19 protein-coding genes are annotated in these 26,115 nt (G+C 44.3%); 15 read left to right on the top strand and 4 right to left on the bottom strand.

The window, feature by feature from the left end; genetic code table 11:
• Window positions 1-4 precede the first annotated feature (4 nt).
• The 10 genes from HQ39_RS04310 to HQ39_RS04265 all read left to right on the top strand — a co-directional run bounded on the left by HQ39_RS04310 (window position 5) and on the right by HQ39_RS04265 (window position 15,124).
• Entirely contained in the window at window positions 5-307 is a 303-nt protein-coding gene (locus tag HQ39_RS04310) for a NifU family protein (RefSeq protein ID WP_052079436.1), read from the top strand.
• On the top strand, window positions 304-1,602 hold the full coding sequence (locus HQ39_RS04305) for an acetyl-CoA hydrolase/transferase family protein (protein ID WP_036864064.1): 1,299 nt from the start codon (window positions 304-306) through the stop codon (window positions 1,600-1,602). Before HQ39_RS04310 ends, HQ39_RS04305 begins: the two co-directional genes overlap by 4 nt.
• A 28-nt stretch (window positions 1,603-1,630) precedes the next feature.
• On the top strand, window positions 1,631-2,746 hold the full coding sequence (locus HQ39_RS04300; protein WP_036791514.1) for a 4-hydroxybutyrate dehydrogenase: 1,116 nt from the start codon (window positions 1,631-1,633) through the stop codon (window positions 2,744-2,746).
• Between the two features lie 79 nt (window positions 2,747-2,825).
• On the top strand, window positions 2,826-4,178 hold the full coding sequence (locus HQ39_RS04295) for an aldehyde dehydrogenase family protein (protein WP_036791517.1): 1,353 nt from the start codon (window positions 2,826-2,828) through the stop codon (window positions 4,176-4,178).
• Between the two features lie 264 nt (window positions 4,179-4,442).
• Window positions 4,443-5,582 (top strand): acyl-CoA dehydrogenase, encoded by a 1,140-nt coding sequence (locus HQ39_RS04290; protein WP_036791519.1) that lies wholly within the window; start codon window positions 4,443-4,445, stop codon window positions 5,580-5,582.
• A 9-nt stretch (window positions 5,583-5,591) separates the two neighbouring features.
• The gene (locus HQ39_RS04285) at window positions 5,592-6,377 is read left to right on the top strand and encodes an electron transfer flavoprotein subunit beta/FixA family protein (RefSeq protein ID WP_036791523.1); all 786 of its coding nucleotides are present in this window, start codon (window positions 5,592-5,594) and stop codon (window positions 6,375-6,377) included.
• 25 nt (window positions 6,378-6,402) lie between these two features.
• Window positions 6,403-7,413: an electron transfer flavoprotein subunit alpha/FixB family protein gene (locus tag HQ39_RS04280; protein ID WP_036864060.1), complete on the top strand. Its 1,011-nt coding sequence runs from the start codon at window positions 6,403-6,405 to the stop codon at window positions 7,411-7,413.
• Between the two features lie 547 nt (window positions 7,414-7,960).
• Complete coding sequence (locus HQ39_RS04275) at window positions 7,961-10,819, top strand: hypothetical protein (protein WP_036864058.1); 2,859 nt, start codon at window positions 7,961-7,963, stop codon at window positions 10,817-10,819.
• Between the two features lie 35 nt (window positions 10,820-10,854).
• Window positions 10,855-12,051 (top strand): OmpA family protein, encoded by a 1,197-nt coding sequence (locus HQ39_RS04270; protein WP_036791532.1) that lies wholly within the window; start codon window positions 10,855-10,857, stop codon window positions 12,049-12,051.
• 202 nt (window positions 12,052-12,253) lie between these two features.
• Window positions 12,254-15,124 carry a hypothetical protein gene (locus HQ39_RS04265; protein ID WP_152565500.1) on the top strand — a complete coding sequence of 957 codons (2,871 nt, stop codon included), beginning with the start codon at window positions 12,254-12,256 and terminating at the stop codon, window positions 15,122-15,124.
• Window positions 15,125-15,323: 199 nt separating this feature from the next.
• Here HQ39_RS04265 and HQ39_RS04260 read toward each other — a convergent pair whose 3' ends face one another.
• Both HQ39_RS04260 and holA read right to left on the bottom strand, forming a co-directional pair.
• The gene (locus HQ39_RS04260; RefSeq protein WP_036791534.1) at window positions 15,324-15,878 is read right to left on the bottom strand and encodes an NUDIX domain-containing protein; all 555 of its coding nucleotides are present in this window, start codon (window positions 15,876-15,878) and stop codon (window positions 15,324-15,326) included.
• A 16-nt stretch (window positions 15,879-15,894) separates the two neighbouring features.
• Window positions 15,895-16,920 (bottom strand): DNA polymerase III subunit delta, encoded by a 1,026-nt coding sequence (gene holA / locus HQ39_RS04255; protein ID WP_036864057.1) that lies wholly within the window; start codon window positions 16,918-16,920, stop codon window positions 15,895-15,897.
• Between the two features lie 1,035 nt (window positions 16,921-17,955).
• Between holA and HQ39_RS04245 the strand changes: the two genes are divergently transcribed.
• The 3 genes from HQ39_RS04245 (at window position 17,956) to eno (ending at window position 21,034) form a co-directional block, all read left to right on the top strand.
• Entirely contained in the window at window positions 17,956-18,432 is a 477-nt protein-coding gene (locus HQ39_RS04245) for a type I restriction enzyme HsdR N-terminal domain-containing protein (RefSeq protein WP_152565499.1), read from the top strand.
• Between the two features lie 26 nt (window positions 18,433-18,458).
• Window positions 18,459-19,661 carry a glycine C-acetyltransferase gene (kbl, locus tag HQ39_RS04240; RefSeq protein ID WP_036791540.1) on the top strand — a complete coding sequence of 401 codons (1,203 nt, stop codon included), beginning with the start codon at window positions 18,459-18,461 and terminating at the stop codon, window positions 19,659-19,661.
• Window positions 19,662-19,747: 86 nt separating this feature from the next.
• Window positions 19,748-21,034, top strand: coding sequence for a phosphopyruvate hydratase (eno, locus tag HQ39_RS04235; RefSeq protein ID WP_036864050.1), 1,287 nt, complete (start codon window positions 19,748-19,750; stop codon window positions 21,032-21,034).
• A 187-nt stretch (window positions 21,035-21,221) separates the two neighbouring features.
• Here the strand turns inward: eno and HQ39_RS04230 are convergent, their stop codons facing one another.
• The gene (locus tag HQ39_RS04230) at window positions 21,222-21,626 is read right to left on the bottom strand and encodes an START-like domain-containing protein (protein WP_052079433.1); all 405 of its coding nucleotides are present in this window, start codon (window positions 21,624-21,626) and stop codon (window positions 21,222-21,224) included.
• 238 nt (window positions 21,627-21,864) lie between these two features.
• Between HQ39_RS04230 and HQ39_RS04225 the strand changes: the two genes are divergently transcribed.
• Both HQ39_RS04225 and rd read left to right on the top strand, forming a co-directional pair.
• Complete coding sequence (locus HQ39_RS04225) at window positions 21,865-23,856, top strand: M13 family metallopeptidase (RefSeq protein ID WP_036845649.1); 1,992 nt, start codon at window positions 21,865-21,867, stop codon at window positions 23,854-23,856.
• A gap of 147 nt (window positions 23,857-24,003) precedes the next feature.
• Complete coding sequence (rd, locus tag HQ39_RS09400; RefSeq protein ID WP_081964567.1) at window positions 24,004-24,168, top strand: rubredoxin; 165 nt, start codon at window positions 24,004-24,006, stop codon at window positions 24,166-24,168.
• A 482-nt stretch (window positions 24,169-24,650) separates the two neighbouring features.
• Here rd and HQ39_RS04215 read toward each other — a convergent pair whose 3' ends face one another.
• Window positions 24,651-26,006, bottom strand: coding sequence for an MATE family efflux transporter (locus HQ39_RS04215; RefSeq protein ID WP_036791551.1), 1,356 nt, complete (start codon window positions 26,004-26,006; stop codon window positions 24,651-24,653).
• Window positions 26,007-26,115 lie beyond the last annotated feature (109 nt).

The following is a 26,115-nucleotide window of genomic DNA, read 5'->3' as shown; positions in this document are numbered from 1 at the left end:
ATAAATGGTAAAGACACTTTTGGCAGAAGAGATTGAACTCGTGCTACGTGACAAGGTAAGCCCTTTGTTGCGTAGTCACGGGGGAGATTTGAAACTCGTCAAAGTAGAAGATCGCACGGTATATGTCCGATTTACCGGAGCGTGTAAGTTTTGTCCCGCAGCAAACGAAACCCTTGAGAAAGTGGTGCAGTCTGCTTTGCGGGAACATCTTTGCTCGGAGGATGTGTATCTCTATCTCGAAAGTGGGGTAAGTGAAGATCTTTGGAATGAAGCCAAGCGAATACTAAGAAAAAACAGCAAAATATGAACAGAGAAGCCCTAACGCCTTTTAAGTCTAAAATTGTAACGGCAGACGAGGCGGTTAAGCACATTCAGAGTGGAGATTTTGTCGTACTTTCTCATGCGGCGGCCGTGCCGCGGTTGTGCGTGGATGCACTGGAGAGAAATGCAGAGAGATTTAAGGATGTGAAGATCTATCACATGCTTTGTCTCGGTGAAGGGAAGTACATGAGTCCCGAAATGGCTCCGCACTTCAGGCACGTTACGAACTTTGTGGGAGCAAATTCCCGTGCCGCAGTAGCAGAAAGTCGTGCAGACTTTATTCCGGCGTTCTTCTATGAAGTACCCAGTATGATGAGAAAGGGTCTTCTTCCTGTTGATGTGGCTATCGTGCAACTTTCTGCTCCCAATAAGGAAGGATATTGCAGCTTCGGCATATCTTGCGACTATACAAAACCGGCAGCAGAGGAGGCTAAAATTGTTATCGGGGAGATAAATGCTCAAATGCCTTTTGTCGGAGGAGACAATACTATACACCTTTCTGATATAGACTTTATCGTAGAAGCAGATTATCCTCTTTACGCGATACCTCAGCCTAAGATCGGAGAAGTAGAAGAGGCAATAGGGAAAAATTGTGCCGAGCTCGTACAAGACGGAGATACACTTCAGTTGGGTATCGGAGCTATACCGGATGCCGTACTTCAGTTTTTGAAGGAAAAGAAAGACTTGGGCATCCACACTGAAATGTTTGCTGATGGCGTCTTGGAATTGGTGAGGAAAGGAGTGATTACCGGAGCGAAAAAAAGTCTGCATCCCGGTAAAATGGTTGCCACATTCTTGATGGGAACTCAAGATGTGTACGATTTTGTGAATAATAATCCCGATGTGGAGCTCTATTCCGTAGACTATGTGAATGATCCGAGAGTCATAGCACAAAATGATAATATGATAAGCATCAATAGCTGTATAGAGGTAGACCTTATGGGACAAGTGGTCTCGGAGTGCTTAGGCCCTAAACAGTTTAGCGGTACAGGCGGACAGGTTGATTATGTACGTGGTGCCACATGGTCTAAGAACGGAAAAAGTATTATGGCAATGCCTTCTACCGCAAGCAAGGGAACAGCTTCGCGCATTGTGCCACAGATCGCGGAAGGAGCCGCAGTAACCACTCTTAGAAATGATGTAGATTATATCGTCACAGAGTATGGTATAGCTCGCCTGAAAGGAAAGTCGCTTCGGGAACGGGCAGAGGCTCTCATTGGCATAGCACATCCCAACTTCCGTGAGGAGCTTTGGAGCTATTATCGTAAACGTTTTGGATGATACTAACATTTCTTATTTATATTCTATTATGCAACTTTTTAAACTGAAGACTACTATTCATAGCTTTGACTCCTTTAAGGAGTTTGCTCAAGCATTCGATCTTGGAGCTAAAGACTTGGTCATCACTAATGAGTTCTTATATGAACCATTCATGAAAGAGGCTGATATTCCTTGCCATTTTGTGATGCAAGAGAAGTATGGACTCGGGGAACCTTCGGATGAAATGATGAATAACATCCTGTCTGATCTTCGTGGAGTGGATTATGACCGGGTTATCGCAATAGGTGGAGGTACTGTGATAGATATCTCTAAACTGTTTGTATTGAAGGATATGACGGATGTCTTGCAAGCATTTGATCGCTCTATCCCTTTGATAAAAGAGAAAAAGCTGGTTATTATTCCTACTACTTGTGGTACAGGTAGTGAGGTTACCAATATATCTATCGCAGAGATCAAGAGCAGACATACAAAGATGGGATTGGCAGATGATGCAATTCTTGCAGATGATGCTGTTATCATTCCTGAGTTTTTGCGTGGCTTGCCATTTAAGTTTTATGCCTGCAGCGCAATAGATGCTCTTATTCATGCAATAGAGGCGTATGTTTCGCCTAAGGCTACACCGTTTACTCGGATCTTTAGTGAAGAGGCTTGGAATATTATTTTGGATGTATTCAAGAAAATAAGAGAGCATGGTCCGGACTATCGCTTTGAAAAGATGGGAGAGATGATCATGGCAAGTAATTTTGCAGGAATTGCTTTCGGTAATGCCGGAGTGGGTGCTGTTCACGCGCTCTCTTATCCTCTCGGAGGAAACTATCACGTACCACATGGAGAAGCCAACTATCAATTCTTTACAGAGGTCTTCAAGGCTTATCAGAAGAAAAATCCTTTTGGTGCAATAGTGGAAGTCAACTGGAAACTCTCTCGCATTCTTGGATGTCAGCCGGAAGAAGTTTATCCTTGTCTGGACCAACTTTTGGGCTGTCTTATAGATAAGAAGCCGCTCCGAGAATATGGAATGAAAGATGAAGAGGTAAGGGGCTTTGCAGAAGCTGTCATAAAGACACAGCAGCGTCTCTTGGCTAATAATTATGTAGAGCTATCTGTGGATGAAATAGAAGAGATATATAGAAAGCTTTACTAATCTGATCTTGGCTTTTTGATCGTAAGATCTTGAATTGAAATATAGGAAAATCACAACAATAACGTATTAAACAAAGAACATGGACATTAAAACAATGGTGCAGCGCGCTCGTGTTGCACAAGTGCAGTATGAGCAAACCTTTAATCAAGAAGCTGCAGACATGGCAGTAAAAGCTGCAACAAAAACAATTTACGATAATGCAGAAATGTTGGCTCGTTTGGCTGTGGATGAAACAGGAATGGGTGTTTACGAACATAAGGTTGCGAAGAATCGTAACAAGTCTAAGGGTGTTTGGTACAACCTTCATGACAAGAAATCTATGGGTATTATTGGTATAGATCAGCGTACCGGTCTTATCGAGATAGCTAAACCTATTGGTGTTATTGCCGGTATCACTCCGATGACCAATCCTATCGTAACTCCGATGTCTAAGATTGCGTTTGCTCTTAAGACCAAGAATGCTATTATCATTGCTCCTCACCCAAAAAGTAAAGAGTGTTCAGGCATGGCTGTAAAGCTAATCAAGGAGGCTGTAAAACCACTTGGTGTTCCTGAAGATCTGATTCAAATGATAGAAGAACCGTCTATTGAGAAGACACAAGAGTTGATGGCTTCAACAGACGTGGTTGTTGCCACCGGAGGTATGCCTATGGTACATAGTGCTTATTCTTCAGGAAAGCCTTCTTTTGGCGTGGGGGCCGGTAATGTTCAGGTGATTTTGGATAGTCATATCGACTATGACGATGCTGCTGAAAAGGTCGTAACAGGTAGAGCATTTGATAATGGCATTATATGTTCGGGTGAGCAGTTCTTTGTGTATCCGAAGAAAGATAAGGAAGAAGTGCTCGCAGCATTCCAACGTCATGGAGGATATATTGTTCCTGAAGAAGATCGAGATGCTGTTGTTGGAGCTATCTTCAAAGATGGAAAACTTGAGAGAGATATTGTAGGTCAAAGTGTAGAGTTTATTGCAAAGAAGGCAGGAATAAAGGTGCCTGCGGATGCTCGTGTACTTATAGTTCAAGCACATGGTATAGCCCACGAAGATGAAATCTGTAAAGAAAAAATGTGTCCGGTACTTGGATGCTATGGCTATACTCATTTTGAGGAAGGTATTGAGATGATGAAAGCCAACCTCTTCATGGAAGGTAGCGGACACACAGCGGGTGTTCACTCCAATAATCAGGCAAACATCATCAAGGCTGGTTCAGAAATCTCTGTTTCCAGAGTTATTGTTAATGCTTCTTGTGCTACGACAGCGGGAGGTTCTATTCAAAATGGTTTGGCTGTAACCAACACTTTGGGGTGTGGTACTTGGGGAAATAACTCTATTTCAGAGAACTTTACCTATAAACATATGCTCAATATCACAAGAGTAGCTCCTATCTCTGCGAGGATTCAAGTTCCAACAGATGAAGAGATTTGGGCATAACATAAATAGAATAGTCGTTTTATAATTTATACTGTAAAGTTCCGGGGCTGTCTCTGCATGGTAGCCCCGGGTAGCTTTGTTCCCCAATAAGGCTTTGCAGATGGAGAAAAAGAGTTACATTTGTTCCGAAGAACCATTGTCTTAGATTTTTTTCTTGCAATACGCCACTCCGATAGCCTCCAAATACATTCTGTTAAGAAAGAAGGGTATAGAGGCGATGTTGGAAAGACATAATGTTAAATAAACTAATACAAACAGAGATTTATGGACTTTTCTCAAACCAAACAAGAACAAATGTTCCTTGAGATGATCCGAGAGTTTGCTCAGAAGGAAGTGCTCCCTCTGGCAGCTGAGATTGACGAACAAGAACGTTTCCCCATCGAAACGGTAAAAAAGATGGGAGAGATAGGGCTGATGGGTATCCCCATTCCGGTAGAATACGGAGGAGCGGGAGCTACCAATCAGATGTATTCTATGGCAGTAGAAGAACTATCTCGCGTATGTGCTACCACCGGTGTAGTCCTTTCTGCGCACACTTCTCTTTGTGTGGCTCCTATATATGAACATGGAACAGAAGAACAGAAGAACAAGTATCTTCCCAAGCTATGCTCCGGAGAATGGATAGGAGCATTTGGCCTTACAGAACCTAATGCCGGAACAGATGCTGCAGCTCAACAGACTACTGCGGAAGATAGAGGTGATCACTATGTCCTTAATGGTAACAAGATCTTCATTACAAATGCGGAGTATGCACATGTCTATATCGTATTTGCTATGACAGACAAGTCGCAAGGGACAAAAGGTATCACTGCCTTTATCGTAGAGAAAGGAACCCCCGGTTTTTCTATCGGAAAGAAAGAGTTGAAGTTGGGTATCCGTGGATCTGCAACATGCGAGCTTATATTTGAAAACTGTATCGTTCCTAAAGAAAACCTCTTGGGACGTGTCGGAGGAGGATTCAAAGTGGCTATGAAGACACTTGATGGAGGTCGTGTCGGAATAGCTTCTCAAGCATTGGGTATAGCACAAGGTGCCATGGATGAGACTGTGAAGTACACTAAAGAGCGTAAGCAGTTCGGGAAGAGTCTCGCCAAGTTCCAAAATACACAATTCCAGTTGGCAGATCTGCAATGTCGCATAGATGCCGCACGTCTTCTTGTGCGCTTGGCAAGCTGGAAGAAAGATATGGGCATGCCGTACAGCATGGAATCCGCAGAAGCAAAACTTTATGCTGCAGAAACGGCTATGGATATGACAGTAAAGGCTGTACAATTCCATGGAGGATATGGTTACACCCGTGAATATCCAGTAGAGCGCATGATGCGTGATGCCAAGATTACCGAGATATATGAAGGAACCAGCGAAGTGCAACGCATGGTTATTGCTGCTAACCTACTAAAATAATCGCCGATCATGAAAATAGTTGTTTGTATAAAGCAAGTGCCAAATACTACGGAGATAAAGCTGGATCCTGTAAAAGGAACACTGATCCGTGATGGAGTGGTAAGTATAATGAATCCTGATGATAAGGGCGCATTGGAACAGGCGCTTTTGTTCAAGGACAAGTATAATGCACATGTAACGGTAGTAACCATGGGACCTCCTCAAGCGGAAGCCATTTTGAGGGAAGCGTATGCCATGGGAGCAGATAGGGCTATTCTTGTAAGCGATAAGAAGTTTGGAGGAGCCGATACTTTGGCTACCAGCTATACTCTTTCAAGAGCTTTAGCAAAGATCGAGTGTGATGTGATCTTCGCCGGTCGCCAAGCGATAGACGGTGATACTGCACAGGTAGGACCACAGATAGCCGAACAGCTGGATCTTCCTCAGATTACTTATGTAGAAAGTGTGGACTATGACGGCAGCAAGACTTTGACCGTTCGTAGAGGAACAGAAGAAGGACACGAGATACTCGAAGTAGATCTGCCCTGTATGCTTACATTCCTTGTCTCTGCATACAAACCCCGCTACATGCGTGTAAGAGGTATTATGGAGGCTTACGATAAGCCTATCGAAGTTTGGGGTACAAACGAGATAGAAGTAGATCCTACCCGTATCGGTTTGGCAGGATCTCCGACCAACGTGAAGCGTTCGTTCACCAAAGGTGCAAAAGCGATGGGAGCCATGCACGAGGATATTACAGCGGAAGAAGCTGCAGATATCATATTTAATAAGTTGAGAGAGAAATTTATCATCTGATTCCTAACCCCTCATACTAAAGACAATGAATAAAGAACAATATAAAGGAGTAATGGTCTTCGCAGAGCAACGCGAAGGAGTCATTCAGAATGTTGCTTACGAGTTGATAGGTAAGGCTCGTGAATTGGCAGAGGCTTTAGGAGAAAAAGTCACAGCACTTTTGTGTGGTTATAATGTTGCAGACCAAGCAAAGGAGTTGATAGCAGCAGGTGCAGACACTGTTCTCGTTGTAGATGATAAGCATCTGGAACACTACGTGACAGAGCCTTATGCACAAGCCGTAACACACGTTATCAACAGCAAAATGCCTGAGATTGTGCTACTTGGTGCCACAACTATCGGGCGAGACCTTGGTCCTCGTCTTTCTGCTCGCCTTTTGACCGGACTTACAGCAGACTGTACCTCTCTCGAAATAGGGGATGATCGTAATCTTTTGATGACTCGTCCTGCTTTTGGAGGAAATCTCATGGCAACGATTATCAGCAAGAATCATCGCCCACAGATGTCCACCGTTCGTCCGGGAGTGATGAGACGCAAAGCCATGGAGTATGATCGTACAGGGGAGGTGGAAAAAATCTCCGTACCATTCGATACATCCAAATTCCGTGTGCGTTTACTTAAGAGAGAAAAAGAGGAGAAGAACATGATAGACATTACCGAGGCGCACTTTATCGTCTGTGGTGGTCGTGGAGTGGGAACTCACGATGGCTTCTCCAAGCTCTCGGAACTTGCTAAGACTATCAATGGAGAGATCGCTTCTTCACGCGCTATGGTAGATGCCGGTCTTGTCGGACACGAAAGACAAGTAGGGCAGACCGGAAAGACTGTTCGCCCCGATGTTTACATGGCAATAGGTGTTTCCGGAGCTATACAGCACTTGGCCGGAATGGAAGAGAGCGAATACATCATAGCCATAAACAAAGACAAATACGCTCCGATATTCCAAGTGGCAGACTTGGGTGTTGTTGGAGATCTTCATAAGGTCGTACCTATCCTTACTGCCAAGATAAAATCGGCACAGCAAGAAAAGAAATAAGCGATAAGTGTTAGTGTTTAACTTGAGACTCCTCCCGGTGGCCCTTGCGGAACATTTGGGAGGAGTTTTTTTGATAAATAGATGATGTTGTTTTGAGATAGCAGAAAATACTGCATTGGGATAGTTAATTTGTATTTCCATATATCTATTTCATATTTTGCATAATACTTATCGTATTGGTTATATCCTGCTGAAAAAAAGGTGTTTTTAGAAATAAAATCTCTTTCTTTCTGTTTGGTATATGTTTTATTGTATTTATGTATTTATGTATAAGGATAGTTAAAACATTGATTGTCCGATTTTATTATAAGAATAAATACTACTTTTGTACAAGAAAATACTCGTTTCTATTGGTTTATCCGAATATACAAGATGTTATATTCCGGATATAGTAACAGATGTTAGATTCCACAAGAGGGAATGAGGTTAATTAGAATATTACAGTTTTATATGTTTGCGAGGTAATCCGTGTGTCTCTGTCTTTCTTATGAAAATTTTGAGCGGGATTGCTCGCATCATCATTACAGTCTAATTTTATAATTGTTTTATGATTAAGAAAACGCTATTTAGTTTTTTTGCGTTGCTGCTTACACTGACTGTGTATTCTTGTAGCGACCTGAACTTCCATCTGCCTCCGGGTCCTAAGGGAGGAGATGGTAAGTCTGTTTATGAAATCTGGAAAGAACAAGTTGAACTTGGAAAAGTTAAGTGGCCAAAGGACAGAGTTTCTATGGCTGACTTCCTTATCTATATAAAAGGAGAAAAGGGAGATAAAGGGGAAAATGGAAAATCTGCATACGAGCTTTGGAAAGAGCTTATAGCAAAAGGAAATACCCCAAATCCACACAATCCTTCTGAAATGTGGCCTGTAGAAAGGAATACAGAGGCAGACTTTTGGGACTTTATCACCGGTAGAGACGGTAATACACCGTATGTTGGCGAAAATGGCAACTGGTGGATCGGCGGTAAAGATACGGGAGTGCTTGCAAGAGGTAAGGATGGAATCGATGGCAAGAATGGTCTCTCTGCTTATGAACTTTGGAAACAAGAGGTCTTGGCAGGAAGAATAGATTGGCCAAAAGATAAAGTAGAAATCTCCCATTTTTTCCAATACCTGAAAGGTAAAGATGGTAAGGATGGTAAAGACGGCGTTACTCCGCACATCGGTCCTAATGGTAACTGGTGGTTTGGAGACGAAGATACCGGTGTACCTGCTAAGGGTAAAGATGGTAAAGACGGAGTTGCCGGCGTTACTCCACATATTGGAGAGAATGGTAACTGGTGGATTGGTGATAAAGATACCGGTGTACCTGCCAAGGGTAAAGATGGTAAAGATGGCCAAGATGGTCAAGATGGTGTTACTCCACATATTGGAGAAAATGGTAACTGGTGGATTGGCGACAAAGATACCGGTGTACCTGCCAAGGGTAAAGATGGTCAAGATGGTCAAGACGGGGTTACTCCACACATTGGCGAGAATGGTAACTGGTGGATTGGCGACAAAGATACCGGCGTACCTGCCAAGGGTAAAGATGGAAAGGATGGAAAAGATGGAACGTCTCCACATATTGGTCATAACGGTAATTGGTGGATTGGTGACAAAGACACCGGAGTGCCTGCCCAAGGAGAAAAGGGTAAAGATGGAGCCGATGGTCTAAGTGCATATCAGTTGTGGGTTAAAGATGTTAAGGCAGGTAAAATAACAGATCCTGAAACAGGGAATCCATGGCCGGTTGATAAAATTACTCTTACGGACTTCTGGAAATACCTTCGCGGTGCTAAGGGAGACAAGGGAGAGAAAGGTAATGATGGAAAAGATGGATTGTCTGCTTATGAAATCTGGAAGCAAATGGTTCTTAAGGATCAGATAAAAGATCCTAATAATCCTACTCAAAATTGGCCAAAGACAAAGGTGGACGAAAATCACTTCTGGGAATTCCTTACAGGTAAGAACGGAGTGGATGGTCTTTCTGCATACGCTCTTTGGAAGAAAGAATTGGAAGAAAGATTTGATGGTCCTAAGCCATTGATGAACTACAGAACAGGAGAAAAATGGCCAAAAGAAAAGAACAGCATGGATGACTTCTTTGACTATCTACGTGGTAAAGATGGTAAAGACGGTAAAGATGGTAAGCCGGGTGAGCCGGGTAAACCAGGTGCTGAAATAACTATTTTGGCAGGAGCTCCTAACGTTATTGCTCAATACACTCAGATCAATTATAGTGAATATGTCAGTGTTAAGGATGGCAGTGTTCAGTATAGAGTATATGATAAGGAAGGGAAACCAGCTCCGGGGGCTGTCGTTACAGGTCTTCCTGGTATGGCTGAGACCAAGAGCTATACAGCCGATCATGAAGGTTACTTTACCGTAGAAAAAGAAGATCTTCCGGAGATCCAAGATGTCCAAGCACGTTGGGGTAAAGTTAAGTCCGTTACAATACAAGGACAACCGGCAGCAGAATCTGCTCCTAATACTTATGTTCCTAACAGAATTAGGACAAGAATAATATTTGAAAACCCGAATATTGCGTCAGAAGCTAATAGACCTATTCTGTCGGATAGCCATGTATTAGGATTCCGTATCCAAAGAAAAGTTGATCCTAACGGAGCTTGGGTCGATCTTCCAAGTTATTTGCCTGACTTGACCAATATCGTCATTGCATCTTACCTTACAAACGGAAATGATCCAAAGACTATTACAAATCAGGAATTGGCTTCCATTGCTCGTACTACAGATGTTGCGTTGCTTCCAACAAAGCGTTATGTAATGACCAATAAGTACGAGTTTAAGAATAGTTATCCGGATTATTGGGATGGAACAAAGAAGTACTTCTCGGTAAAGCAAAAGACATCCTACTATGGAGAGAATCCTCAGTGGAATGGTGTTTGTGAAATGGCTCCATACCAAGCTCCTCCTACAATTAAGTGTTTGACATTGAAGACCGAAAATGAGAATCTTCACAATGAGGTATTCTTCTCAAGTGTACGTGGACAATTTAATTATGACGATATTAAGTTGGATAGCTTCTACAGAAGAAATCTTTTGTACAATGCAGTTGGTGGTGTGGATTATGTTACTCCGGACAAAATGCCAAAAGCTGAGGCTCAGGCACTAACCCCGTCTTTTGCATATTTCCACTATAAGGCCATTCCGGGACAACAGACAAGTGGTAGTGACAAGAACCCTGCGGGTCCAAATCAAACATCGTATACTTCCAGTACAGTATATTTAGGCTCTACAATATTTGTGAAGACTCTCCGTAACTCCAAGGAGATTGACAAAGACTTCTTGCATTTGCATCCAACTGAGACAAAGTTGGGAGTCTTGTTGAAGGGTTCTGCCGGATACCATGTACAGAATGAAAAGGCTACTTTGCCTAAGGTGACTGTCACTTACGAAAACTAATTTCTTGTTTGAATCAATCAAGTATGAATAAAATTATGATACATAAATTTTCTAAATATATTCTTGGGTTGTCGTTTGTGCTTTTGGCTCCTCAAGTAGTAGCTCAAACATACACGGAGTCTGAAGTTCGCCCCGAACAAGAGAAGAAGCATAAGAGAGCATGGGAAATAGGAATTGGCGGGACAGGTATGCACATGACTCGCATGAGCGTTTTGGATTTCCAAAAGGCTCCCGTAGGTCATGAGATCAAGGTAAATAAAAGAGATCTTCTTTTTGGAGGAAATCTTTACATTGCCCGAGAACTTAATCCTTACTTCTATTTGGATTTGCAAGGGACGGTAGGATACGCAAAGGATCCGATCGGAAAAGGTAAAACAGAAGATCGTTTCTTGTATATGGGAGGTCTTGGACTTCAATGGCGCTTGGGTGAATATTTTGAATCCAAATACATTGATCCTTTCTTCCGTGTGGGTGCCAATTATATGTATAAGACATTTACTCAGTTGTACAATGGTGTTGAGAACTACGACGGATCCCAAATGAATTGGGGTTTTGATCTTGACCACAACAAGAGTGGTGCAGACCAAAAGCAACTCTTTCCTGTATCTTTTGGTACCGGTATCAATATGTGGCTTTCCAATGGATTTGGTATAGGTTTGCAGGCTGACTATCTCTACATGCCTCATAAAAATGTTGCAAATGTTTGGCAGGGAACTGCAAGACTGATGTGGCGTATCGGAGGCAAGTCTAAGAAACCTGCTCCTGAAATCAGACATACCGAAAGAGTTATTGAGCGCATTGTAGAAAAACCTACCATTATAGAGAAGATTGTTCCTACTCCGGTAATCGAGCGTGACGAAACTCTTTGCGAACTCTTCAACTATGTATTCTTTGAGTTTGATAAGGCTACTATTACACAAGACTCTCAGGAAGTTATAGATAGAATTGCAGATATATTGAGAGGAGATCTTAACCGCAAGTATCTTATTATTGGTTATACAGATGCTGTTGGTTCTTCAAACTATAATCTCGGTCTATCTGAGCGTCGCGCTAAAGCTGTTGTAGATGCTCTTATTCAGAGAAACATTCCTCGTGAGATGCTTAAGTTCAGAGGAGTGGGTAAGAAGGTTGCTTACGTTAAGGAAAGTGCTCCGGATAACACTCGTAGAGGTGATCGTAAGGTTACTATCGAGAGAGTTATCAATATGGACTATTGGAACTACCTTAAGTAATACTATCCTCTGAAAACAAAGTGATGTTTTGAGATAACAGACATATTACAAGATACGGAGCACTTGGAGTGCTTCTCTCAAGTGCTCCGGTCTTTACTTTGAGGTTTGGAATCTCAAACACAGGTATTAGCACTCTTTCGGAAGAGTTTACTTCGAGAGTGCTTGGTGTATAATTAAAGAAACAACAATAACAATGATGCTTATGACCAAGAAAGCAATATTCGGTTTCTGGGTATTCTTGTTCACTTTATCGGTATCATCTTGCGGGAATATGAACTTTGGTCTTCCCGACGGGCCTCAAGGTCCTACCGGTAGATCTGCATATGAAGTCTGGGTCGAACAAGTGAATGCCGGAGAAATCAACTGGCCTAAAGATAAAATTGATGTAACAGATTTTCTTGTTTACATCAAGGGTCAGAAAGGAGATAAGGGAGAAAATGGTAAGTCTTCCTATGAGCTTTGGAAAGAGATGATAGCGGATGGTAAGACTCCTAATCCTCACAATCCAAAAGAGATGTGGCCTGCAGAAAGAAATACAGAAGCAGACTTTTGGGATTTTATTATCGGTCGAGATGGTAAGACTCCACATATTGGCGAGAATGGCAATTGGTGGATCGGTAGTAAGGACACTGGAGTATATGCTTATGGTACGATAGGTAAAGACGGTAAGAACGGTGTCTCTGCTTATGAAATATGGAAGAAAGAAGTCCTTGACGGAACCATAGATTGGCCAAAAGATAAAGTGGAACTGGTCGACTACTTCCAATACCTTAAAGGTAAAGATGGTAAAGATGGTAGAGACGGGGTCACTCCGCATATTGGTGAGAATGGCAACTGGTGGTTTGGTGATAAAGATACGGGAATACCTGCCAGAGGTCAAGATGGTAAGGACGGTGTTGCCGGTACTACCCCACACATTGGCGAGAATGGCAATTGGTGGATTGGTGATAAAGACACCGGCATACCGGCCAAAGGTCAGGATGGTAAAGATGGAGCCGATGGTAAAGATGGTATCTCTCCGGAAATAGGAGAGAATGGTAACTGGTGGTTTGACGGTAAAGACACCGGTGTTCCTGCGGCAGGTCAAGATGGCAAGGACGGTATTGATGGCCGTTCTCCACGCATTGGCGAGAATGGCAACTGGTGGTTTGGCGATAAAGATACCGGAGTGCCAGCCAGAGGACAGGATGGTAAAAATGGCAAAGATGGGCTTTCTCCACGCATTGGCGAGAATGGCAATTGGTGGATTGGAGATGTTGATACCAGCATTCCTGCACGTGGTAAGAAGGGAGCGGACGGAAACGATGCAAAATCTGCATACGAACTTTGGTTTGATGATCTTAAAGCCGGAAAGATCATAGATCATAAGACCGGTAATCCATGGCCTGAGAATGAAGATACTATTGCAGACTTCTGGAGATATCTTCGTGGAGCTAAGGGAAAGAAAGGAGATCAGGGAGACGATGGCAAAGATGGTCTTTCTGCTTATGAGATTTGGAAGAGAGACGTGCTTGATGGTAAGATCAAAAATCCTAATAAACCTGGAGAAAATTGGCCTGCCAGTGAAGTGAGTGAACATGACTTCTTCAGATACCTCACAGGTCCAAATGGAAAGTCCGGTATCTCTGCCTATAAGCTTTGGTACGATGAACTTAAGGCTCGTGCCGGTACGGCAGATCCTTTGCGCAACCACAGAACCGGCGAAGAGTGGCCCGAAGGAGATGATACCATAGATCACTTCTTTGAATACTTGCGTGGACGTGATGGTGATGATGGGTCCGATGGTAAACCGGGAGAACCGGGACAACCGGGAGCGATTGTTAAGATCATCAAAGGTATTCCAAACGTTATTGCACAGTATTCTCAAAAAGATTTCGGTGAATATGTACGTACAGAAGATGGAGGAGTGCTTTATAAGGTTTATGATGATAATGGAAACCTGGCTCCTTTTGCTACTGTGAAAGGTATGCCGGGTCTTCCTGCGGACAAGACCTTCCAAGCAAATGATAAGGGAGAATTCATGATCCCTCGTGAAGACCTTCCTCTAATTCCTGAAGTTGAAAAGCGTTGGGGATATGTTAAAGAGGTTACTATAGGTGGAATGACAAAGCAGTCTGCTACCAATACATACGTTCCTAATCAGATGCAGATGAAGCTCGTATTGGCAGAGAGTGTGGCACCCCACAGACCTGTGATATACGACCATGTTAGGCTGTTCTTTAGAATACTTAGACAAGTAGATCCGGGTAAACAATGGGAAGACCTGCCGAACTATCTGCCTAAGGTAACAGAGATAAAGTTTATTCCCTATCCGGTAACCGACCATTTGGATCCTGTGGGAACTATCAATAAAGCCATAGACATGGGGAATAGCACTCAGGGCTTCCGTACGGATAGAATCTTCGAGATTCGTGCCAATAGATATATCATGCCCCACCATACTGGGAAAAAAGCTGGATATGCTACAAATTGGCAACCGGGTCAGAAAGACTACTTCACCGTATGGCAAAAGACATCTTATTATGGTATTAACGTTACTTGGGAAGGCGTTGCATTTATGGAACCTTTCCAAATCGGACCTACATTAAAGAGTCTCAAACTGATCAAAGTTCAGAAAAATTCAAATCCTAACATCCCGGATCTGTTCTTAGGTGTGAAAGGTGAATGGGACTATTCTAAGATGGACTTTACACGTATGCCGGAAGAAGTCATGCTGGTGGGAACTCTTACCGGTCATGGCGGAAAGCAGTTAGAGTATGTCTATCCGAAGCTTTATTCAAAAGAAGAAGCCTTGAAGATTACTTATGGCTTTGCAATGGCAACTATCAATATACCGGGTATCGGAGAGGTTATTTCTCGGAGTGACTTGAATCCTTCCGGACCATCAACACCGGGATTCTTCATGAATACAGTTTATTTGGGAAGTAGAATTACCTCAAGGACAAGACATTGGTCACGTCAAGGAGACTACGGAGTGGGTATAATCAGAAGAAATTCTGACGGAACTTATAGAATAGACCTTGAAAGTGGACACCCACCGGTAACTATAACCTACTCGGAAACCAATGACTAATATTCTGTAAAATATTTATAGAGAATAGTCAGGCATATATTTTTCGCAGGACAGCTCGGACATTAGTCGGGTTTGTCCTGCGACTTTTTATGCTCTTAATTGAAGCTTCTCTGCTACGAAAAAAAGGTTCGTCAAAGGATTTCCCTTTTGACGAACCTTTTATACTACTGTAAGAGTCTTTTGCCTGGAGATCATTCTGCTATGAATGTCTCTCCATATCCCGATACTTGACGAATGCCCGGCGTATGGAGTCGAAGCCAAACTTGTTCGGATCTATCTCATCGGGATGCAGAGCGATGAGGGACTCCACATCGTCTCTTCCTTCTCCGACATAAGGAGAGAGATCTTCCACTTCAAGAAGATAGATCATGTCCATTGTCGGGATGGTCATGCCGGAATAGAGGTAGAGGTTAGGGCGTGAAAAGAGAAAGCGAAGCGTGTCGGCTGCATCCTCTACCAGCTTAGGGGAGATCTCTTCTGCCACTTCACGCAGGATGCTCTCCTCCGAACACTCATTCAGGTCAGAGAATCCGCCCGGCAGGTCATACATACCTTTTGCCGGCTCGTTCGCTCTTATTGCCACCAAGATACGCCCCGACCCTTTCTCCCGTATGATTGCAGCGCAAGCCGCAGAGGGGTTCAGGTAGTAGACAAATCCGCAATGATCGCAGCGTTTGCTCTTGATGTTATTTGGGAAAAACCGGTCGCTGCCACAGTGAGGACAGAACCGGAAGTGAGACAAAACGTGTGTCATAATGCTTCTCAAGATCTCAAGAGGTAATATAGAATACCAGATCCGTAAGTATCGGCGCCGGATCCGTATCGTTTGTATAGAGTCCTTTGCTGCGTGCATCGCATCTTCTGATGAGGGAGATGATGTTCATCACCTTGGGTCTTCGGAAATGATGCAGGGCGTACTGGTAGTCTTTCGACTGAAAAGCGGAGTTGAGTCCCAAAAACTTAGCCAGGTCTTCCTCCCTTTTGGAGGGCGCATCGAAAGCAATGAGCAGGTTGGAAAAGAAGTTGAATAGCATTGAGAGAATCATCTGTACGGGATGATTTTTCGGATCAGCTGCATACGCTCTGGCTATTTTAAGTGCTTTTGCGGCATCTTTAGAGGCAAGAGCTTTTTGGAACTCGAATATGGTAAACTCTCTGGAGAGACCGATGTACTCCATTACCGCAGTGGGCGGAATCACCACGCCCTCTTTCGCATACGATGTCAGGGATAGCTTCTGCAGTTCTTGGTACAGGCGAGTGAGGTCTGTACCGCTATTCTCCAGCAGCAGCTCTTTGCCCGGCTCGCTGAGGAGTACTCCTGCCTCTTTCATAAGCCACTCCAGCGGTTTTCGGATCTTGTATGGTGTCAGCTTCGGAGAGTTGAACACCACACTCTTTTCGCTCTTCTCCGCCGCCTTTATCCAAGCCTTTCGCCTGTCCAGATTCTTTCCCTCGAAGTTCATTGCCAGTATCGTGGTTGCAGGGAGTCGCTCTATCACGCTCTCCATACCATCAAGGCTGTGCATTTTACCGGCATCTTTCACCACCACGAGCTGATGTTTCGCCATCATCGGATAGCGAAGGGCATGGCTCAGAATCTCGCCCGGCGAAGTGTCTGCACCATAAAGGATGGAGAGATTGAAGTCCTTCTCCGCTTCGTCCAGCAGATTGTTCAGGATCGCTTTCTCTATTCTCGATGTCAGATAGACCTCTTCTCCTCCGAGTATGTAGAGGTTCGGACTCTTTTCGGGGGAGATAAGAGCCATCACTTTTTCGTAATCTTCAATATATGGCATATCTCTTGAGGTTTGAGATAAATCTTTTATTCCCCAACAAATATAGTGAAAACCTCCGCTTCTCTCTGTGCGAAAGGTCTATATCTTGCGCATTCATTTTGTTGTGGATTTTGTGTTTGTAAAAAAATATTTCTATCTTTGCATCAAGATTAAAGTTAAAACTTGGAGAGGGAGGGAGTAATCCCCCCGCTCCCCCGATATGAGGTAGAGGATGAAAATTCTTTACCTCGTATTCGTTTTACCCTTTTGTGCTTTATCCCTTTCTCCTTTTACGGGGAAAAATATCCTCTTTCGGCTCTCTTTTCGGAGGGCTGTTTTTATATATTCCATCCCGAAAAATGCTCACTTTTTTCTTGCTCTCTATTTTGATCGGAGGGGTCGTTTTCAGAGCACAACCGAACTGTTAAATTCGGGCTGTTTTATTAACACAAATTCCGATACCTGTTAAGCCAAAACGCTAAACGAGCATATTTTGTCGGCTTAACGTGTTTAATTTTTCAACGAACACGTTTACTGATTTCACTTAACACGTTTACCGGATTCGATTAACGTGTTTAGCCAAAAACATCAAAACGCTAATAATCAGTCATTTACCTGTTTTTGCCTTAAAAAGCACCTGAAAATGCAAATTTCTTTATTAGATTTTCTTTACAGGTAGGGGTGTTAAAATTCACAGCTATTAACGCGAAAAAGCCCCATGAAATGGACTGAGAAAAAATTTTTTCCGAATTTGAGATTTTCTCTATTTCTTTCATTGATAGGTTGTTATGTATTTTGTCAGAACAGATGAGCCTCCAGAGCGGAAAAAGAGAAGAGGCTTCCGGAACCGTTCCGAAACACTGTTTTTATATAAAACATACCGACCCTGATCGGTCTTATTTTGCTCCATTTCGGAGTATTCGGGCTCGGCTCTTTTTCTTTCCTTTCAAGAGAGAAGAATCTACTCTCTCAAAGCAGGTCTGTTACAATGTTTTTTCCTAACTTCGTACTCGTAACGGAGTATTTTTTACCAACTGCGGAGCGTAGAATAAGAAGATGAGCCAAAGTGAAGAGACAATGCCGAGAGTCCGGCTGGTCGGGGATGGAAAAAGAGAGATCTTTGACCGCCTTCGTGGCAGATACGTTGCTCTCACTCCGGAAGAGTATGTCCGGCAGAGGTTTGTGCATCTGCTCATCTCTTCTTACGGCTATATGCCTGCTCTCATGGCGAATGAAGTGTCGTTGCAGGTGGGAAAACTCTCTCGCCGGGCAGATACGGTGGTGTATCATAACTCCCTTCGTCCGCTTCTTTTGATAGAGTATAAGGCGGAGAGCGTAGCCCTTACGCCGGAGGTTTTGGAGCAGGCATTGCGGTACAATGCTGCGTTGGGCGTGCTCTACATCATCATTACCAACGGGAAGAGGATAGCCTGCTTTCGCCGTCTTACGCCGGAAGAGCCGTTCGAGATGCTCCGCTCCATCCCCTCTTATGCAGAGGTGCAGGAGGCGGGAAATAAGTTTGATGCAAAATAATATTTACCTAAAATAACCTAAGATTTATGTTTGGAAAAATGAAACAGCACTTGCAAGGTGAGCTTTCTGAGATTAAAGCTGCAGGTCTGTACAAGAATGAAAGAATCATCACCACTCCTCAGTATTCTGAAATTAAGGTTCAAGGCGCGGACGGAACAGAAAAGAGCGTACTGAACTTCTGTGCAAACAACTACCTCGGACTCAGTAACAATAAAAGAGTAGAGGATGCAGCCATCAAGGCTATCCAAAGCCACGGTTACGGTATGAGCTCCGTACGTTTTATTTGCGGTACGCAAGATCTTCACAAAGAGCTGGAACAGGAGATCGCTCGCTACTTCAAGACAGAAGACACAATCCTTTATGCTGCCTGCTTCGATGCCAACGGCGGTGTCTTCGAACCGCTCTTCGGAGAAGAGGATGCCATCATATCCGACTCTCTCAACCACGCTTCCATCATCGACGGAGTGCGCTTGTGTAAAGCCAAAAGGTATCGCTTTGCCAATGCAAACATGGAAGAGCTGGAAGAGTGCCTCAAACAGGCTCAAGCCCAACGCCATCGCATCATCGTTACGGACGGTGTCTTCTCGATGGATGGAAACGTAGCCCCTATGGACAAGATATGCGATCTTGCAGAGAAGTACGATGCTCTTGTGATGGTGGATGAGTGTCATTCCGCCGGAGTGGTAGGTGCCACCGGTAGAGGTGTGGCAGAGAAGTACGACTGCTACGGACGTATAGACATCCACACCGGTACGCTCGGAAAGGCATTCGGAGGTGCTATCGGAGGGTTTACAACCGGTCCTAAAGAGATCATAGACATGCTTCGCCAGAGAAGCCGTCCTTATCTCTTCTCCAACTCTATACCTCCCGCAGTGGTGGGAGCATCTTTGGAAGTGTTCAAGATGCTGAACGAAAGCGATGAGCTACACACCACTCTGATGTCCAATGTAGAGTATTTCCGCACAAGAATGGTGGATGCCGGCTTCGACATCAAGCCTACACAGAGTGCGATATGTGCCATCATGCTGTACGATGCCAAGCTTTCGCAAGACTACGCAGCCCGTCTGTTGGAGGAGGGTATCTACGTAACAGGATTCTACTATCCGGTAGTGCCGAAAGGCGAAGCACGTATCCGTGTGCAACTTTCTGCTGCTCATACTCAAGAGCAACTGGACAGAGCCATCGCCGCTTTCATCAAAGTGGGCAAAGAGATGGGTGTAATAAAGTAAATAATAGGGAGAGTCTCGACAAATATTACTATCTTTGAACAGATATAAAAGAGATAAATGTCGTAGTTCAAACTAAAAACATTTTTATGGAAATAATCAAAGTAATCGGACGCGAAGTGTTAGACTCGCGAGGTAACCCAACAGTAGAGGTAGATGTACACTTGGCATGCGGCGTAATGGGACGTGCAGCTGTTCCATCGGGAGCATCCACAGGTGAGAATGAAGCTCTTGAGCTTAGAGACGGAGACAAGAACCGCTATCTCGGAAAGGGTGTACTTAAGGCAGTAGAGAATATCAATACTGTGATTGCACCGGAAATTATAGGCTACTCTGTACTTGAACAAAGAAAGATAGACCGCGTAATGCTGGAGCTCGATGGCACTAAGACCAAGTCTAAACTCGGAGCAAATGCCATGCTTGGTGTATCTCTTGCAGTAGCCAGGGCAGCAGCAGAGTATCTCGGTATGCCGTTGTACCGTTACATCGGTGGTACTAACACATATGTATTGCCTGTACCTATGATGAACATCATCAATGGTGGCTCTCACTCCGATGCGCCTATCGCATTCCAAGAGTTTATGATTCGCCCTGTGGGCGCACCTTCTTTCCGTGAAGGTTTGCGTATGGGTGCCGAGATCTTTCATGCCCTTAAGAAAGTGCTTCATGACCGTAACCTCTCTACCGCAGTAGGTGATGAAGGTGGTTTTGCTCCTGCTCTTTCCGGTACGGAAGATGCTCTCGAGTCTATCATGGAAGCTATCCGCAAGGCAGGTTACAAGCCGGGGGAAGATGTTCGTATCGCTTTGGACTGTGCGGCTTCAGAGTTTTACAAAGATGGTGTATATGACTATTCTAAGTTTGAAGGCCCTCAAGGCGCCAAGCGTAGCTCTGACGAACAAGTGGCATACCTTAAAGAGCTTGTGGCTAAGTATCCTATTGACTCTATTGAAGACGGTATGGACGAAGGCGACTGGAGCGGATGGGCTAAGCTTACAGCCGAAATAGGCGATAAGGTACAGCTTGTGGGTGATGACCTGTTCGTTACCAACGTAGAGTTCCTACGCAAGGGTATCGAGTTGGGATGCGCTAACTCTGTTCTTGTTAAGGTGAACCAGATCGGAACGCTATCCGAAACATTGGATACCATAGAGCTTGCACACCGTCACGGCTATACTACCGTTACTTCTCACCGTTCGGGCGAAACTGAAGACTCAACCATTGCAGACATCGCAGTGGCTACAAACTCCGGACAGATTAAGACCGGATCTCTCAGCCGTTCGGACCGTATGGCTAAGTACAACCAGCTTCTTCGCATAGAAGAAGAGCTTGGTGAACTTGCTCAGTATGGCTACAAGAGAGTAGTTCGCAAGTAATTCGGACCGGAAGCGAAAGCTTCTCGGAGAATAATAGGAAAACCGATACGGATGTGGTTGCATCTGTATCGGTTTTTTGCATAAGATCATTGTTTTTTTCGTAAAAGTCTCGGCGGTCTGTTTTGGCTCTTATCAGCCGTTTGTTTGTTTCTTTTTTATCTCCGGTAGAGATACTTTCGAAGAGTAATCACATCAAGCCAAGGCTTTTCTTCAACTGTGATATGTGCTTGCTCCAGATAGCATCGGCACTTGGATCTTCTGTGGAAAGAGCATCATCTCTTACGAGTAGAGAGACCGCTCCGGATATTTCTGCCTTAATGATCTCAAAGGACAGATAGCGCGCTTCTTGACTGTTCGGAGCTTCGTCTTCCCACTGAAAGGAGATAAATCTTTCGGGATCGGAGACTATGAGCAATGCTGTTGACATGTTCTTCTTATCCCAAAAGAATATAAACTGATCCGCATTCCTCTCCACATTGTACGCAAACCAATCTGCTAATCCTTTAGATGTAGAGATCTGATTCCATAGGCTCTTTACAGAAACATGATTCAATAGAAACTCTTCTCTATACGATGTCTCATGCACTTTCATAGCAGATAACTTTTGGTGATGCCCCTAATATACAAAAAGATATTTGATTAACAAAGAATATCGTAATTAAATATAAATGTTCTCTTGAATGGCATTTTATTACTGAAAAAGGGTTGTTATTCTTAAAGATACCAGTTATAGCCTGCGACTATTTTTTGTACTTTTGAAACGTAAATTGCTTATATTGAAAAGAGCACAAATATATTTTCTACATTCAGATAACTTAAACAGAAAAATCATGAACCTTAAACAGATTCTTTTTACAGGAGTGGTTGCATCTTTTATCCTCACAGGATGCACCAAGAAGAAAGTCACGCCGGAACCTCAAGAAGACTTTTACGCCTTCGTGAATACGGAGTGGATGGAGGCAAATCCGCTTAAACCCGAATATGGTCGCTACGGCACGTTTGATGTACTCAGAGACAGTGCGCAAAATATTGTCCGCCGCATCATCACAAGTATGAGCAGTGGAGATATTCAGCCCGGAACGGACGCTTATAAAGCGGCACTCCTTTACAATATGGCTATGGATAGCGCAAAGCTCAATGCCGATGGTGCCGCTCCCATACAGCAGGATCTTGAAAAGATCAATGCTCTCTCTTCCAAGGAGGATCTTGTTGCCTATCTTGCAGAAGCCAATCTTCATGGCGACAATCCGTTCTTCTCGGACTATGTCTATGCGGATAATGAAGACAGCAACACCAATATCCTGCATCTTACTCAAGGCGGACTCATAATGGGGGATAGGGACTACTACCTCGAACAAGAGAGTCTGGATAAATTTCAAAACTCTTATATAGACTATCTCTCTTCTCTTTTCGTGTTGGCAGAAGGCATAGAGCCGGAAGCTGCAAAGGAGAAAGCCAAAACGGTATTGGAGGTAGAGACAGAGCTTGCACGTATGCATTACAGCAGCATAGAGCTTAGAGACACTCACAAGAACTACAACAAGTACACCAGAAAGAAGCTCATCTCTTCTTTCCAATTCCCTTTCGAGCGTTACTTTGCTCCTCGTGAAGCCGTTGCCGGATTCGAGACCATCAATGTGGCTCAAGAGGGTTACTTCAACAGCTTCGACAAGTGGTTCCAAGAGCTTCCTTTGGATAGAGCGATCACTTACCTCAAAGGGATTCTTTTGGATGACGCTGCTTCGTTCTTGAGCAACGATTTCCGCAAAGCCTCTTTTGAGTTTCACGGACGCATCTTGGGGGGACGTACAGAGATGCAGCCTCGTTGGAAGAGTGCTGTTCAGCTGGTAAACTCCTCATTCGGACATGTTGTGGCTCAAGAGTACACCAAGACCTACTTCCCTCCGAAGGCAAAAGAGCGTATGCTTAACCTCGTGGAAGACTTGAAAGAATCGCTTGCACAACGCATCCAAAACCTCGAATGGATGACCGAAGAGACCAAGCAAAAGGGTTTGGAAAAGCTAAGCACCTTCCGTGTGAAGATAGGCTATCCCGAAAAGTGGGACACTTATGAGGGGATAAAAGAAGATACCGGCTCTCTTTATGGCTATATCAAAAATATAGCTATGTTTGAAAAGGGAAAGAACGATCAAGACTTCGGTACTCCTGTAGATAAGGAGCGCTGGTTGATGAATCCGCATGAAGTGAACGCTTATTACAACCCCGCAACAAACGAGATATGCTTTCCGGCAGGTATTCTTCAACCTCCATTCTTCAGTCTTGAAGCGGATGATGCGGTGAACTATGGTGCAATAGGCGTTGTGATCGGCCATGAAATGACTCACGGATTTGACGATCAGGGACGCAACTTCGATAAGGATGGAAATGTCTCCAACTGGTGGCAGCCGGAAGATGAAGCGAAGTTCAAGGAAGCATCCGTAGAGCTTGTGAAGCAGTTTGATGAGATTGTCGTTGCGGACGATGTGCGTGCAAATGGTCAGCTGACCCTCGGAGAAAACATCGCGGATCAGGGAGGACTTTTGGTGGCACACATGGCAATGAAGAACAATATGCCCGAAAAAGATCCTCTCATAGAAGGACAAACCGCGGATCAACGCTTCTTCATTGCTTACGCTCGTCTGTGGGGACAAAACATCAGAAAGGAAGAGATCTTGAGGCTCACCAAGCTCGATGTTCACAGCCTTGGTAAATGGAGAGTGAACCAAACACTCAAAAACATCCCGGCATTCTACGAAGCCTTCGGAATCAAAGAGGGCGACGCCATGTATCTTGCCCCTGAGAAGAGGGTATTGGTTTGGTAAAGATTTTTACAGAGAGAGGCGACAGTGTCGTCTCTCTTTGTATATTGTACAAGCAATAGATTTTCTATATCTTTGCCGAAAGTTGATTGTATTACTAAAGTGCACCATCGGTGCATCTATGTTGAATCTTTTATAACAAAAATGAAAATGAAAAAGTATGTTTGCGAGCCTTGCGACTGGGTTTATGATCCGGAGATAGGTGATCCTGACGGAGGTATCGCTCCAGGCACTCCTTTTGAAGATATTCCCGATGATTGGGTATGTCCTATCTGTGGAGCCGAAAAGAGCGACTTCAGACCTCTTGAAGACTGATACAAGGCTTTGTAGAGCTTATCGGAGAGAACCTAATGCTGCTTTCCGATGAGCTTTTAGAAGCTCGATACAAAAAGCCCCATCTTATACTTCTTGTACCTTGTGTACATCCGACAGAGAAGCGTAAGATGGGGTTTTTATATATAGTCCGGATCTCGAAAGGCTGTTTGGAACAGAGGATAAAGCGGTATAAAAGAGTGGCTATACCTGTTAAATAGTTCCGCTAAACCTATCGACAACTTTCATTCAAAGCGCGATTGGTGAAAACCGACTCTTGATTTTTATAAATCAAGCCCTGAACCGTACAAATCAAATCTTGAACCACACCAATCAAGCCTCGATTTCTCATTTCATAAAGCATCAGAGAAGCTTTTTATCCCGTTCAGGAGATGTTGTAAAAGCATTCGGACGCATTTCTTTCCACACAACACGTCAGATGTCATGGCGTTAGAGTCCCTCCGGGAAGCAGGAAAAAGGAGCGTTTATTCGGGTGCAACAAGAGAGCGTTGCACTCTGAGATGGATGTAGAAGAGGGTTAGCCCTTTGAGTGTAGTGGAGATCGCTATGGCGTACCATAAGCCCTCTATGCTCGGATAGAAGTAGAGAATGGTATATGCCAACGGGATACGGACAAGATTGCCAAAGATACTCACGGCGGCAGGTATAGTGCTTCGCCCGATGCCGTGAAAGAATCCCTGCGTTGTGATTTCCAGCATCATGAAGAGCTGCGAGAAGCCGTTGATCCTCAGATAGACCCCTCCGGCAATGTACGCAACAGGGTCGGGGACTATTATCGCAAAGATCTCTTCTCCGAAGAAGACGTACAGAATGGTGGTGAACACCCCGAACAGGGAGGTTATGATCAGCGTGGAGCGGAACGCTTTTTTCACTCTATCCATCGCCTGAGCCGCATAATTTTGGGAGATAAATGCCCCCAAAGCGGTAGAGAAGCCTTGTGCCGTGTTCCAAGTGATACCCTCGATCTGTCCGCCGGAAGTGATGGAGAGAACCCCTATATGCCCTGCCGTAAGAGAGGCAATGCGACCCATATACATGTTGATGAAGGCAAACAGCGCACTCTGAGCCGATGGAGGAGCTCCTATCTTAATGATGCGCCGGCAGGTTTCCCACTTCAGCTTGGTGACGAAAGGGAAGCGTCCGAGCAAGTGATCCCGCTCGCGGAGGAAGTAGTAGAAGAGAACCCAAACCAAGATCTCGGAAATGATGGTGGCATAAGCCGCTCCATCGGTCTTGAGATCGAGTACAAAGATGAATATCGGGTCTAAAATGATGTTCGCTATAAGCCCTATGGAGTTGATCATGAACGGACGTTTGCTGTGTCCGCAAGCGTTGTAAGCACCGGTAAAGGCATACGTCATGAAGAAAAACGGAAATCCGAGAGAGTATATCCTCATGTACTCGGCAGCCGTCCGGGCTATGCTGTCTCCGAGAGTGTATATGGATAGAAGGGTGGGAGTGAAGAGAAGGAAGAGAATCGTTACCAACGCTCCCGACAAGAAAGCTATGGTACTGTTCGTAGAGGCGTAGTGAGAGGCGGTTTTGAACTCCTTTTTGCCAAGGAAGTAAGCTATCGTGATTTCGCTTCCGACCTTTGTCAGCAGTCCCAAAGAGCCTGCCAGCCAACCATAGAGAGCCACAGCCCCGACAGCAGATACTGCTTCGCTGCTGAGACGCCCCAGCCAAGCCATGTCCGTAAAGTTGTAGAGCATCTGTACGAAAGATGTACCCAATATGGGTAGAGCCAAACGTACGATTTGTGAAGCGATATTGTCTCCGGTTGTGAGATCTTTCTCTTTTAGCTTGCTCGGACCAGACATCCTCTCTTGCAATGTTAGGAATAACTGTAGAACAGACGGCTCTGATCATCGGAGCCGGAAAAGCATCACGGCAAAAGGGCTTTGCCAAATAGCTCGTTCTATATGCGGA

Origin of the sequence: Porphyromonas sp. COT-108 OH2963, from assembly GCF_000768895.1 — a bacterium.
Lineage (GTDB): Bacteria > Bacteroidota > Bacteroidia > Bacteroidales > Porphyromonadaceae > Porphyromonas_A > Porphyromonas_A canoris.
The sequence above is the reverse complement of the archived record's forward strand: the minus strand, read 5'-3'. Positions and strand labels throughout refer to the sequence as shown.

What these genes read in the sequence shown, in the direction of transcription:
- HQ39_RS04310 (WP_052079436.1), top strand. Translation starts at nt 5, where the DNA reads ATGGTAAAGACACTTTTGGCAGAAGAGATTGAACTCGTGCTACGTGAC.
- HQ39_RS04305 (WP_036864064.1), top strand. Translation starts at nt 304, where the DNA reads ATGAACAGAGAAGCCCTAACGCCTTTTAAGTCTAAAATTGTAACGGCA.
- HQ39_RS04300 (WP_036791514.1), top strand. Translation starts at nt 1,631, where the DNA reads ATGCAACTTTTTAAACTGAAGACTACTATTCATAGCTTTGACTCCTTT.
- HQ39_RS04295 (WP_036791517.1), top strand. Translation starts at nt 2,826, where the DNA reads ATGGACATTAAAACAATGGTGCAGCGCGCTCGTGTTGCACAAGTGCAG.
- HQ39_RS04290 (WP_036791519.1), top strand. Translation starts at nt 4,443, where the DNA reads ATGGACTTTTCTCAAACCAAACAAGAACAAATGTTCCTTGAGATGATC.
- HQ39_RS04285 (WP_036791523.1), top strand. Translation starts at nt 5,592, where the DNA reads ATGAAAATAGTTGTTTGTATAAAGCAAGTGCCAAATACTACGGAGATA.
- HQ39_RS04280 (WP_036864060.1), top strand. Translation starts at nt 6,403, where the DNA reads ATGAATAAAGAACAATATAAAGGAGTAATGGTCTTCGCAGAGCAACGC.
- HQ39_RS04275 (WP_036864058.1), top strand. Translation starts at nt 7,961, where the DNA reads ATGATTAAGAAAACGCTATTTAGTTTTTTTGCGTTGCTGCTTACACTG.
- HQ39_RS04270 (WP_036791532.1), top strand. Translation starts at nt 10,855, where the DNA reads ATGATACATAAATTTTCTAAATATATTCTTGGGTTGTCGTTTGTGCTT.
- HQ39_RS04265 (WP_152565500.1), top strand. Translation starts at nt 12,254, where the DNA reads ATGACCAAGAAAGCAATATTCGGTTTCTGGGTATTCTTGTTCACTTTA.
- HQ39_RS04260 (WP_036791534.1), bottom strand. Translation starts at nt 15,878, where the DNA reads ATGACACACGTTTTGTCTCACTTCCGGTTCTGTCCTCACTGTGGCAGC.
- holA (WP_036864057.1), bottom strand. Translation starts at nt 16,920, where the DNA reads ATGCCATATATTGAAGATTACGAAAAAGTGATGGCTCTTATCTCCCCC.
- HQ39_RS04245 (WP_152565499.1), top strand. Translation starts at nt 17,956, where the DNA reads ATGAGCCAAAGTGAAGAGACAATGCCGAGAGTCCGGCTGGTCGGGGAT.
- kbl (WP_036791540.1), top strand. Translation starts at nt 18,459, where the DNA reads ATGTTTGGAAAAATGAAACAGCACTTGCAAGGTGAGCTTTCTGAGATT.
- eno (WP_036864050.1), top strand. Translation starts at nt 19,748, where the DNA reads ATGGAAATAATCAAAGTAATCGGACGCGAAGTGTTAGACTCGCGAGGT.
- HQ39_RS04230 (WP_052079433.1), bottom strand. Translation starts at nt 21,626, where the DNA reads ATGAAAGTGCATGAGACATCGTATAGAGAAGAGTTTCTATTGAATCAT.
- HQ39_RS04225 (WP_036845649.1), top strand. Translation starts at nt 21,865, where the DNA reads ATGAACCTTAAACAGATTCTTTTTACAGGAGTGGTTGCATCTTTTATC.
- rd (WP_081964567.1), top strand. Translation starts at nt 24,004, where the DNA reads ATGAAAAAGTATGTTTGCGAGCCTTGCGACTGGGTTTATGATCCGGAG.
- HQ39_RS04215 (WP_036791551.1), bottom strand. Translation starts at nt 26,006, where the DNA reads ATGTCTGGTCCGAGCAAGCTAAAAGAGAAAGATCTCACAACCGGAGAC.